Source organism: Frankia nepalensis (assembly GCF_016786325.1).
Lineage (GTDB): Bacteria > Actinomycetota > Actinomycetes > Frankiales > Frankiaceae > Pseudofrankia > Pseudofrankia nepalensis.
This window is the reverse complement of sequence record NZ_JADWYU010000118.1, coordinates 25,378-36,786: the sequence shown is the minus strand read 5'-3', so window position 1 is coordinate 36,786 and position 11,409 is coordinate 25,378. Positions and strand designations below refer to the sequence as shown.

The window sequence follows — 11,409 nt, the reverse complement described above, 5'->3', positions numbered from 1 at the left end:
CCCCCGGGCCGCAGGGGGGGCGGGGGGGGCCGGGTGACCGGCCGGGGCCGGGCCCGCGGGCCGCCCGGGGGCGGCTCCTGGTTGGGGGGGCGCGGCGCCGGGATGCCCGGCGCCCCGGCGACGACCAGGTGGCAGTTGGTGCCCCCCATGCCGAACGAGCTCACGCCCGCGACGAGCGTGTCGCCGTCGCCGTCGCCGTCGCCGTCGTCACCGTCGCCGCGGCCGCCGCCGGCCGGCCAGGGGCCGAGCCGGTCCTGGACGGCGAGGCCGAGGTCGGCCAGCCCGATCGCCGGGTTCGGCTCGGCGTGGTGCAGGGTGGCCGGAAGCTGGCGGTGGCGCAGGGCGAGCAGGACCTTGAGCAGCCCGACGATGCCGGCGGCGCCCTCCAGGTGCCCGACGTTCGTCTTCGCCGAGCCGACCCGCAGCCGGCGGTCCTCCGAGCGGCCGGCGCCGAGCACCGCGCCGAGCGCCCGCGCCTCGACCGGGTCGCCGACCTTCGTGCCCGTCCCGTGCAGCTCGACGTAGCGGACCTCGGCCGGGTCCACGCCGGCGTCGGCGTAGGCGGCCCGCAGGACGGCGGCCTGCGCGGCGCCGTCGGGCACGGCCAGTCCCGCGCCGCCGCCGTCGTTGTTCACCGCGCCGCCCAGGATCACCCCGTAGCCGCGCCAGCCCTCGGCGATCGCCCGCGACAGCGGCATGAGCAGGACCGTCGCCCCGCCCTCACCGCGCACGTAGCCGTTCGCGCGGGCGTCGAAGGTGTAGGCGCGCCCGTCGGGGGACAGCGCGCCGAACCGCGCCGCCGCGACGCTGGTGTCGGCGAGCAGGTTCAGGTTGACGCCGCCGGCGATGGCGAGTGTCGTCTCGCCCCGCCACAGGCTCTCGCAGGCCAGGTGGACCGCGACCAGGCCGGAGGACTGGGCGGCGTCGACGACGAGGCTCGGCCCGCGCAGCCCGAGCAGGTAGGAGACCCGGTTGGCGATAAGGCCGCGGGCCTGGCCGGTCATGGTATGCCGGTCGATCGCCGCCGGCCCGTACCGCCCGGTGAGGCTCGCGTACTCGGAGCCGACCGCGCCGACGAACACACCGGTCCGGCTGCCGCGCAGCGTCTCCGGCACGACGCCCGCGTCTTCCAGCACCTCCCACGCCAGCTCCAGCACGAGGCGCTGCTGGGGGTCCATCGCCGCGGCCTCGCGCGGTGAGATCCCGAAGAAGCCCGCGTCGAACCGGTCGACGGCGTCGAGGAACCCGCCACGGCCGTACTCGGACAGGCCGAGTTCGGCGAGCAGCTCCAGGTCCCAGCGGTCGGCCGGCGCGTCGGTCACCGCGTCCACCCCGTCGCGCAGCAGCCGCCAGAACTCGGCGGGGCTCGCGGCCTGGGGCAGCCGGCAGGACAGTCCGACCACCGCGATCGGCTCGCGGGCGCCGCTGATGCCGGTGCCCCGGTTCGAGCCGGGGCTGGTGTCGGCGCCTACGGCCGGGGCGGTCGCGCGGTTCTTCTCGGATCCCATCGCGGGGTCAGTGCTCCTTCGTGCGAGCCGCCTCGACCGCGGCGGTCAGCCCGTCGACGACGGGACCGGTGACGCCCCGCTGCCGCAGGACGGTGAGGATCGTCCAGAGCCGGACCTCGGCCACGTGGGCCGGGGAACCATGCACGTCGTCCTTCTCCAGCACCTCGAGGCGGCGCAGGTGGCGGCGCAGCCGGGCGAGGTCACCGGGCGGGATGATCTCGTCGCGCAGGCTCGCGGCGTAGGCGACGGGGATGTCGAGACCGGCCAGCTCCTCGTCCGGGATCACCCAGTCGCGCAGGTGGGCGGGCAGGTCGGCGACCTTGGCGCCGGTCAGGTGGGCGAGGGTGTCCAGGGTGATCCGCGGGACCTGGGCCAGCCAGTCGGCGTCGGTGAAGAAGTCGTGCACCGGCGCGCCCGTCGTCACCACCCCGCGGATGCGCGGGTCGGCGGCCGCGGCGCGCAGCGCCAGATGGCCGCTGAAGCTCAGCGTCAGCGCGTAGGTGTTCGCCACGTCGGCCTGGTCGGCGACCGCGTCCAGCAGGTCGGGCAGCAGCCGCCAGCTGTCCGGGCCGTAGGCCAGGCCGTTCTCGCCGATCCCGGGGATCTCGGTCGCGATGCCGGCCATCCCGAGCACGTCCGCCTCGGCGAGCGCGGGGGCGTGGCTCTCCTTGGTGCTGACGATGCCGCCCATCAGGATCACCAGCGGCCGGCGCTCGGTGGCGGACAGCCCGGCGCCCCACGCCCGGACCCGGCCGCCGGGCAGGTCCAGCTCCAGGGACTGGATATCGGTGCCGGCCCGCCGCCACGCGTCGAACGCGGCGACCGAGCGGGCGTGCGCCTCCCGGCGCACCGGCCCGTCCACGTAGGGGAACCGGGCCAGGTTGTAGAGCCGGACGGCGTCGAGCAGCTCGCCGCGGCGCTCGGCGTCGGCGGCGGCCCGGCTCCAGGCGAGCGCCCACGAGCCCTCGGCGCCGTCGGAGTCGTTGTCGACGCCGTCGAGTACCGGGCCGTAGACGTCTGGGCCGATGCCCTGGCTGCGGGCGTGCACCAGCGCGTACTGCCGCAGCTCGGCCACGTCGCTCATCGGGGCAGTCCTTCCAGGGAGCCGTTCAGGGAGCCGTCCGGGGAGCTCGCCGCCGCCGGTCCGGCCGAGCCGGCGGCGGCCGGGCCGGCCGGAGTCGAGCCGGTCGCGGCCGAGCCGGTCGCGGCCGAGCCGGTGGCGGCCGGGTCCGTGGACGGCTGGTCGGGCTCGGCCGCGCCGAAGGTCTCCAGCGCGGCCCGCAGGTCGGCCAGCACGTCGGCGGCCTCCGCGCCGTCGATCACCCGGTGGTCGAAGGTCAGGCTGAGCCGCAGCAGCGGGGCGGTCGTCACCGCGCTGGCGCGCACCACCGGGCGCTCGGCGATCTGGCCGACGCCAAGGGTGATCGTGGTGCCGCCGACGGAGTGGAACCCGTCCACCGGGCGGTGCCCCAGCGAGGTCACCGAGAACGTCCCGCGCACCGCCGCGCGCCGGGCCAAGGGACTGGCGACGCGCCGGTAGGCGGCGCGCGCCACGGGCGCGGGCAGCCGGTGCAGCGCCCGGGTGCCGGCGAACTCCGGCATCGACTCCGGGTCGCCGTCGCGGTAGTGGTCGACCGTCGCCTGGATCTCGTCGAGCGTCGCGCGGTCCAGGCCCTGGAGCACGGCGGCGAGCACCACCCGCTGCCCGGACAGGGTCCGGTCCAGGGTCAGCTTGCCGCTGACCGTGGCGAACCGCGCGACCTTCGGCCGAAGGCGGCCGCCGATCGCCGCGTTCGCCTCCGGGTGCGCCGCGAGCGTGCGGCCGCCGGCGTGCAGCACGTAGCTGACGACCGAGTACCGCCGGCCCGCGCGCGCCGCCTCGTCGCGGTGCCGCAGCACCGCGCTCATGTCGACCTCGGTGTCGAGGTGGACGGGGGAGAACCGGCGCACGTCGCCGAGGAAGTACAGGGTGTGCCGGCGCTCCCGGCGTACCGGGCGCACGTCCACGCCGCCGCTGGTCACGCCGCCGCTGGTCACGCCGCCGCTGGTCACGCCGTCACTGGTCACACCGTCACTGGCCGCGTCGCCGTTGGCCGCGCCGGCGGGCCGCCGGCCGCGCGGGCTCATCGGCCCACCGCCAGCTGGTACAGCTCCGCCAGGCTGGTGGTCTCCAGCACCTCGGGCAGCGACAGCCGCCGGCCGGTCTCCCGCTCCAGGGCGGTGGCCAGGGCGAGCAGGTGGACGGAGTCCCAGCCGGCGAGCTCGTCGAAGGCCGTGCCGGCCTCCGGCGTCGCCACGGGTAGGCCCAGTTCGTCGCGGACGAGGTCCAGGAAGTCCTCGATGCTGTCCATGCGGTCGTCCTCCGTCGATCGGTCGACCGCATCCTGCGGGCGCCCGCTAAAGCGCTGCTAATAGCCAGGCGGGCAATCCGGTGACCGGCGTCACAGCAGGAGTCGGTGGGTGACCGGCATGGCGGCCGCCTGGGGGCGGAGAAGTACGTAATTTCGCGGATGTGGCCGGTGGGCCTACGTGTGACGATGGGTGCGCCGCCGCCGCTTCGAACGCCAGGTCCGCGGCCGGACGATTTCACCAGCACTCCGGGATGCGCCGCGTGCCATCCCGGTGATTCGGTTGCCTGTTCATCGGTCGGAAGAGAGCAGTGTCGTGAGATACGAGGTCCTTGGCCCGTTGCGTGTCCTCGGGAAGCCCGGAAGCCCGACCATCAGCGCGCGCAAGGTGAAGATCCTGCTGTCCGTCCTGCTCATCCGCGCCGACCAGCTCGTCACCACCGACCGGCTGATGGAGGAGATCTGGGACGGCGAGCCGCCCCGGCGGGCCACCACGGCGATGCACGTCTACGTGTCCCAGCTGCGAAAATTCCTGGTCAGGCCGGATGTGGCGGGCAGTCCGATCGTCACCAGGCCCGGTGGCTACCTGCTGCGGCGGGGCGACGACGAACTCGATCTGCACGATTTCCAGAAACTCGTGCAGCGTGGCCGCACCGACGTCCGTGCCGGCCGGCACGCCGAAGCCGTCGAGAACTTCGACGCCGCCCTGCGGATGGGGCGCGGGCCGGTGCTCGCGGATCTGCGGGAGAGCGGAATGATCGCCGGATTCGTCACCTGGATCGAGGAAATGCGCCTCGAATGCCTGGAGGCCCGCATCGATTCCGCCCTGGTGCTCGGTCGTCATCGGGAACTGGTCGGCCAGCTTTATTCCCTGACGGCCGAGCACCCGCAGCGTGAATCATTTCACCGTCAGCTCATGCTCGCCCTCTACCGCTCCGAAAGGCAGGCCGACGCCCTGCACGCCTATCGCCGCGTGCGCGACATCCTGCGCGGTGAGCTGGGCCTGGACCCGGGGCGGGCGCTGCGCGAGTTGCACGACGCCATCCTCGCCGCCGACGGCCGTCTGGACCTGCGGCGCGCTGGCTGACCGGGAGGGCGATGCCACGCAACGTGATTACCACCACGTCGATGGGAAAAGAGGTGAAGTAGCAACATGCCTTGGTGGGGGGAGGTAAGGTCACTGCCCATGGGCCGGTTCCGGATCCTCACCAAACGCCATTACATCGACATGGCGTTGATCGCGTCTTCGCTCTGTCGTCAGATCGCCGAGTAGTTCCGCGCCGCACAGTCAGCCCGGTAGGCGATCGCACCGCCCGCTGCCGCCGTGGTTCGTGCGCGGCCACAACTCGTCGTCGGGGGACCAGCAACGCCGCACTGGCCACGATCGTCGAGACGGACGACCAGTCGGGCGGTCACTTTCGGCGAAGGGAGCGTTGTTCCGCTGTGAGCCGCGTCGACACGATCATCCGAGCACAGGCCAACCGTTCACCCGGCGGCCGGGCGGCCAACGCCCGACCGGCCGCGGGCCTCACCCGCGCCCGCGCCAGCACTCCAGAGGCGAGCCCGGCCGGCCCGGCGGACGGGTCCGACCGGCCGGACAGGGCGGCCACCGGACCGGTTCCCGTCCGGGGCGCGGAACGAGAACGGGTCGCCCGGGAGGTCGACCGGCTCCGGTGGCCCGTCCCCGGGGCGGCCGGCCGGATCCTGGAGATCTCCGGCGAGCCGGGCATCGGCAAGACGTTCCTGCTCGCCGAGATAACGGAGCACGCGCGGGCCCAGGGCGTCACCGTGCTCTCCGAGCGGTGCACCGAGTTCGAGCAGGACATCCCGTTCGGCGTGCTCGCGGGCGTGCTGGCGGAGCGGCTCACCACCGAGGCGCTGGCCGGTCTGCCGCCCGTGACCGCCGAGGTGCTCACGCGCAACCTCGGCCCCCAGGGCGCGCTCGGTGCCGCCGAGGCCCCGGCCGTACCCGCGGACTCGACCAGGTTCTCCCTGTACCGCGCCGCGCGCACGCTGCTCGAGCAGCTGGCCGGCGGCGGGCTGCTGCTCGTCCTCGACGACTTCCACTGGGCGGACGACAGCTCCGTGGAGTTCCTCGACTATCTGATCCGGCGTCCGGTCGAGGCACCGCTGCTGGTGGTCGTCGCGCACCGGGGCCGCCAGGCGCATGCCCGGCTGCGCAGCAGCCTCGCCCGCGGCGTGGCGCTCGGAACCGTCGAGCGCCTGGAGCTGCGCGGGCTGTCGCTGGCCGAGGCGGCGCAGGTCACCGGGCTGCCGGCACGCAGCCAGCGGCTGCGTGACCTGCACCGGGACAGCAGCGGCAACCCGCTCTACCTGCTCGCGCTGGCCCGGGCCGGGGCGCACACCGGGTCGGCGTCGCGCCTGCCGGTCGGCGACGCCGTCTTCGACCGGTACGCGGCGCTGGTGCTCGGCGACCTGGCGATCCAGGGCGGTGCTCAGGGGTGCCTCGTCGACGCCGCGGCCGTGCTCGGTGACCGGTTCGACCTGCCGGGGCTCGCCGCCGTCGCGGACCTCGACGCCACCACCGCCTGCGCGACGCTCACCGAGCTGGTCCGCCGGGATGTCCTGCGCCCCGTCGAGGGCACCCCGCAGTACTGCTTCCGGCACCCGTTCCTGCGGATGCTCGTCTACGCGAACATCGACCCGTGCTGGCGGGTGCCGGCGCACCGGCGGGCCCGCCTGCTGCTGGCCGAGCAGGGCGCGCCGGCCGGTGAGCTGGCCGTGCACATCGAGCGGTCGCTCGCCGGCTCCGACGCCGACGACCTCGCCGTGCTCACCCTGGCGGCTCAGGACGCGGCGAGGTCCGACCCGAGGCTGGCCGCGCGGTGGCTGCGGGTGGCGCTGCGGGTGCTGCCCCGCGACGCCCACGGCGACGTCGCCGATCCCGACCGCGAGTTCCGGCTGCGGCTGCTGCTCGCCCAGGCGCTCGGCGCGTCGGGACGGCTGGCGGACAGCCGGGACATCCTGCACGAGATCCTGCGGGCTTCCCCGGTCGGGTCGCCGGGCCCGCGGGTCGAGGCGGTGACCTTCTGCTCCCTGATGGAGTGCCTGCTCGGCCGGTACGAGGAGGCCCGCGCGCTGGTCGCGGCGGAGCTCGAGCTCGGCGGGCGGGACCGGCCAGCCGACGCGCTGCGCATGATCACCGCCCAGGGGATCGCCGGGGTCTTCGACGGCCAGCTGACCCCCGAGGCCGACGTCGCGTTCGCGGTGCGCACGGCGCGGGCACGCGGCGACCGGACCGCGCTGGTCGGCGCGCTGGCCCTGGACGGCCTCAACGCGACGCTGAGCGGCGACAAGGCGGCCGCGCTGCGCACCGTCGCGTCCTGCGCGTCGCTGGTGGACGGGCTGCCCGACACGGAGCTCGCCCGCCACCCCGAGTACGTCGCCGCGCTCGCCTGGACGGAGACCTATTTGGGCCGCACCGACGGCGCCGAGCGGCACTTCCGGCGCGGGATGGCCCTGTCCGCCCGCGCGGGCCAGCGGCACGTCCGGCCGTTGCTGCTGGTGGGGCTGAGCGTGACCTGCTACCGGGTGGGCCGGCTCGCCGAGGCGCAGCAGGCCGCGGGCGAGGCCAGGGAGCTCGCCCGGGAGATCGACGCCCACCACATCCGTGGGCTGGCGCTGGCGCTGACCTCGCTGTGCGGCTCGTGGACCGACCCGCGGGCCACCCGGGCGGTGTCCATCGCCGAGCAGGCGGTCGGCACCCTGCGGGGCAGCGGCTCCTGGTGGAGCTACGTCGCCACGATCTCGCTGGCGAACGCGACCACCATCGCCGGTGACCCGGAGCGCTGCGTCGGGCTGCTGGTCACCGCGGGCGGCGGCCCGGACCTGCCGTCGGTGCCGTCGTTCCTGCGCTCTGCCTGCCAGGAGCTGCTGATGACCGCCCTGGAGAACATCCAGGGCAGCCGGCCGGCGCCGGACTGGGTCGAGCAGCTGGACGGGCCGCTGGACGCGGACGCGCTGGCGCTGTCGTGCGAGCACGGCTACGCGCGCACGGTGCACGCGCACGTCGTGCGCGCCCGGCTGGGGCCGGCGGCCGCCGCCGAGCTCTACGAGAACGCCGCGGCGTCGTTCGCGGCCGCCGGGATGGTCTACCTGGAGGCGTGGGCGCTCATCCTCGCGGCCAAGTGCGCCGCCGCGGTGGACCGGACCCCGGACGCCGCGGTGATGTTCCAGCGGGCGCGCGAGCTGGCCCGGGAGTGCGGGGCGACGAGCATCTACGAGGAGGCGGACAAGCAGCAGCGACGCCTCGCCCAGCTCGCGGCCGACCAGGCCGACGCCGACCGTGGCGCGCGTGCCGGCCGGGCCACCGAGTCCCCGCTGGCCGTCCTCACCGAGCGGGAGCGGGAGATCGCCAGGATCGCGGGGACGGGCAAGAAGACCCGGGACATCGCGGCGGAACTCTATCTCAGCCCACGCACCGTCGACGTGCACCTGACCCGGATCTACCGGAAGCTGAACGTCCCGTCCCGCGCCGCGCTGGCCCGGCTCATGAGCGAGATCGACTGAGCCGGGGCGTGGCGGGCTGACCGAGTCCGGCGGGCTGAGCCCGGCGGGCTGGCTGGGCGGCGCGGGCTCGGGCCCGTTTCCGCTGGAGGATCGCGGCGTCTCGACGACGGAGGATCGCGGCGCCGCGCCGCCCGGTGTGTGGTCACCCGTCGGGGTCCTGGACAGGTGACCACACACCGCGGCGCCGGCGCGGCGCCGAGCCAGGTCAGCTCAGGCCGAGCGCCGCCGGCTGGGTCGGCACCGCGGCGGGCACGTCCGCGAAGGCCTCGGCGAGCAGCTCGTAGGAGCGCACCCGGGCGGCGTGGTCGTGGATGATCGTCATTGCCATCAGCTCGTCCGCGCCGGACTCCGCGAGCAGCTTGCGCGCCGCGCGGCGGACCGTCTCGGGCCCGCCGATGAGCTGCGGCGCGAACGAGTCCCGGGCGAGCTGGCGCTCCTGGGGGGAGTACGGCGTCCGGTCGGCCTCCTCCGGGCTCAGGTAGGGGCCGAGGTTGCCGGTGAACAGCTCCAGGTGGGCGATCTCGACGGAGCTGGCGAGCCGGCGCGCCCGCGCGTCGTCCTCTCCGACGATCACGAGTGCCGCGACGATCGCGTACGGCGCCGCGGCGTGCCCGGTGGGCCGGAACGAGCGGCGGTAGGCCGTCACCGCGTTCACCGTGTTCTGCGGGCTGAAGTGGTGCGCGGTGGCGAACGGCAGGCCGAGCTCGCCCGCCAGCCGCCCGCCGCCCGGGCTCGACCCCAGCACCCACACCGGCGGCGGTGCCTCGGCCTGTGGGTAGGCGGCCACCGGTCCCCGCCGGCCGGCGCCGAGGAAGCCCAGCACCTCGTCGATCTGCTCCCGGAAGTCGTCGCCGTGCGGCTGCCCGCCGCCGCGGCGCAGCGCCTGGGCGGTCAGCGGGTCGGTGCCCGCCGCCCGGCCGAGGCCGAGGTCGATCCGGCCGGGGTGGAACGAGGCGAGCGTGCCGAACTGCTCGGCGACGACGAGCGGCTGGTGGTTGGGCAGCATCACGCCGCCGGCGCCGACCCGCAGCGTCGAGGTCGCGGCGGCGATCTGGCCGATGAGGACGGCGGGCGACGAGCTCGCGATGCTCGGCGTGTTGTGGTGCTCGGCGAGCCAGTAGCGGTGGTAGCCGAGGGCCTCCGTCCGCCGGGCCAGGTCGAGGGTGTTGTTCAGCGTCGTCGACGGGGACGCGCCGCTCATCACCGGCGCGATGTCGAGCACCGACAGCGTCGGGTGGGGGCTGGGGGGCGAGGCGTCAGGCAAGGCCGTGGTTCCCTTCGGGTCGTCGGTCGCGCGCCGGCTACCGGCTGGCGGGCTCACCGGGGTTGAGCGTGCTGACGGCGGGCTCGGCCGCCGGCGCGGTTCCGGCCGCGGTGGCGGGCGGCGTGGCCGACGTGGCGGGTGGCGCGGCCGAAACGGGGGGTGGCACGGCCGCGGGCGCGGGGCTGGCCGGCGGCGGGCTGGCGGCGGCCCCGTGCGGGTCCGCCGAGCCGAGCTCGGACGCCTTGGCGTTGATCACGACGATCGCCAGCACGGTGGCGGCCACCAGGAAGATCGAGGCGAGCTGGAAGGCCCCGACGACGCCCTCGGCCAGCACGTGGTGGGCCTGCTCGACGGGTGTGGCGCCCTCCGGCGAGCGCGCGGCGTCGCGGCTCGCCGTCCCGAACGCGGTGACCAGGATCGCGAGGCCCAGGCTGCCGCCGACCTGGTTGGTGACGCTGAGCAGGCTGGAGCCGGCGCCGGACTCCTCCGGGCGGATGCCGTAGACGGCGACCGCCGTCAGCGGAACCATCATCAGCCCGATGCCGAGGCCGATGAGCAGCAGCGGGCCGAGGATGGTGTCGACGTAGCCGCTGTCGGCCGACAGGCCCTGGGACAGCCAGATCGCGGCGATCGCGGCGACCAGGGCGCCGGAGGCGATCACGGGCCGCGGGCCGAACCGCGTCATCAGCTTCGCGGCGAGCTGGGTCGACGGCACCATCACCAGCGTCATGGGGATGAAGGCGAGGCCGGCGCGCAGCGGGCTGAAGTTAAGGACTTCCTGGAAGAACTGGGTCTGGAAGAACAGCATCCCGAGCATGCTGGCGATCATCAGCAGGTTCACCGCGTAGGCGCCGGAGCGGTTGCGGCTGAGGAAGAGGTGCAGCGGGGTCAGAGCCTCCCGCGTGCGTGGCTCGATGATGAGGAACGACACCAGCAGCACGGCGGCGACGGCGAAGGCGATCAGCGCCCGGCCGTCGCGCCAGCCCTCCGAGGCCGCCTGGACGAGCCCGTACACCAGGGCGGCGACGCCGACCGTCGAGGTGAAGGCCCCCGGCAGGTCGAGGCGGTGCGGGGTGCGCGTGGACTCGTTGAGGAACCGCGGCGTGAGGACCAGGACCGCGATGCCGACCGGCACGTTGATGTAGAAGATCCACGGCCACGACGCCCAGGTGGTGATCATGCCGCCGCCGATCATGCCGAGCACGGCGCCCGACCCGGTCACCGCCGCGTACACGCCGACGGCGCGGTCGCGCTCCGGTCCCTCCCGGAAGTTCGTGGTGACCAGGGCGAGCGCGTTCGGGGCGGTCAGCGCGGCGCCAGCCCCCTGCAGCGCCCGGGCGACCAGCAGCCAGCTCGCGTCCGGGGCGAGCCCGGCGAACACGGAGGCGAGGGTGAACAGCGTGATGCCGGCGAGGAAGACCCGGCGGCGGCCGAGGATGTCGCCGATCCGGCCGCCGAGGAGCAGCAGGCCGCCGGCCGCGAGCGTGTAGGCGTTCGGGACCCAGGACAGGTCGGTGGCCGAGAAGCCAAGGTCGCGCTGGATTGCCGGCAGCGAGACGTTCACGATCGTCGCGTCGAGGGCGACCATCAGCTCGGAGACCGCGATCACGATCAGCGCGATCCCCGGCCGGCGGGTGAACCCGTCCGCCGGCGCGCGTACCTCCGTGCTGGGTATCGATGACGTGGACACTGATACCTCCAAGCAGTGGCCACCCGGAGGCAGCGGCATTAGGGAACGACGATGTCTACTATAGGAGCC

8 protein-coding genes are annotated in these 11,409 nt (G+C 74.8%); 2 read left to right on the top strand and 6 right to left on the bottom strand.

The window, feature by feature from the left end; translation table 11 throughout:
- The 4 genes from I6A81_RS15435 to I6A81_RS15420 form a co-directional block, all read right to left on the bottom strand.
- Nucleotides 1–1,508: beta-ketoacyl [acyl carrier protein] synthase domain-containing protein (locus I6A81_RS15435; protein ID WP_203010215.1), on the bottom strand; the 1,508-nt coding region annotated here is incomplete at its 3' end.
- A 7-nt stretch (nucleotides 1,509–1,515) separates the two neighbouring features.
- Nucleotides 1,516–2,592, bottom strand: a complete 1,077-nt coding sequence (locus tag I6A81_RS15430) for an alpha/beta hydrolase (RefSeq protein WP_203003440.1) — start codon at nucleotides 2,590–2,592, stop codon at nucleotides 1,516–1,518.
- Entirely contained in the window at nucleotides 2,589–3,515 is a 927-nt protein-coding gene (locus I6A81_RS15425) for a 2-oxo acid dehydrogenase subunit E2 (protein ID WP_407661309.1), read from the bottom strand. The genes I6A81_RS15430 and I6A81_RS15425 overlap by 4 nt, the downstream gene beginning before the upstream one ends.
- Nucleotides 3,516–3,631: 116 nt before the next feature.
- Nucleotides 3,632–3,859, bottom strand: a complete 228-nt coding sequence (locus tag I6A81_RS15420) for an acyl carrier protein (protein WP_203003438.1) — start codon at nucleotides 3,857–3,859, stop codon at nucleotides 3,632–3,634.
- 313 nt (nucleotides 3,860–4,172) lie between these two features.
- Between I6A81_RS15420 and I6A81_RS15415 the strand changes: the two genes are divergently transcribed.
- Complete coding sequence (locus I6A81_RS15415; protein WP_203003437.1) at nucleotides 4,173–4,943, top strand: AfsR/SARP family transcriptional regulator; 771 nt, start codon at nucleotides 4,173–4,175, stop codon at nucleotides 4,941–4,943.
- Between the two features lie 356 nt (nucleotides 4,944–5,299).
- Nucleotides 5,300–8,386, top strand: a complete 3,087-nt coding sequence (locus I6A81_RS15410) for a helix-turn-helix transcriptional regulator (protein ID WP_203003436.1) — start codon at nucleotides 5,300–5,302, stop codon at nucleotides 8,384–8,386.
- A 205-nt stretch (nucleotides 8,387–8,591) separates the two neighbouring features.
- Here the strand turns inward: I6A81_RS15410 and I6A81_RS15405 are convergent, their stop codons facing one another.
- Together I6A81_RS15405 and I6A81_RS15400 are read right to left on the bottom strand one after the other, a co-directional pair.
- Nucleotides 8,592–9,650, bottom strand: a complete 1,059-nt coding sequence (locus tag I6A81_RS15405; protein WP_238429222.1) for an LLM class flavin-dependent oxidoreductase — start codon at nucleotides 9,648–9,650, stop codon at nucleotides 8,592–8,594.
- A gap of 37 nt (nucleotides 9,651–9,687) precedes the next feature.
- Nucleotides 9,688–11,340: an MFS transporter gene (locus tag I6A81_RS15400; protein WP_203003435.1), complete on the bottom strand. Its 1,653-nt coding sequence runs from the start codon at nucleotides 11,338–11,340 to the stop codon at nucleotides 9,688–9,690.
- Nucleotides 11,341–11,409 lie beyond the last annotated feature (69 nt).

Coding starts and splice junctions, on each gene's coding strand:
- I6A81_RS15420 (WP_203003438.1), bottom strand. CDS start 3,859: ATGGACAGCATCGAGGACTTCCTGGACCTCGTCCGCGACGAACTGGGC.
- I6A81_RS15430 (WP_203003440.1), bottom strand. CDS start 2,592: ATGAGCGACGTGGCCGAGCTGCGGCAGTACGCGCTGGTGCACGCCCGC.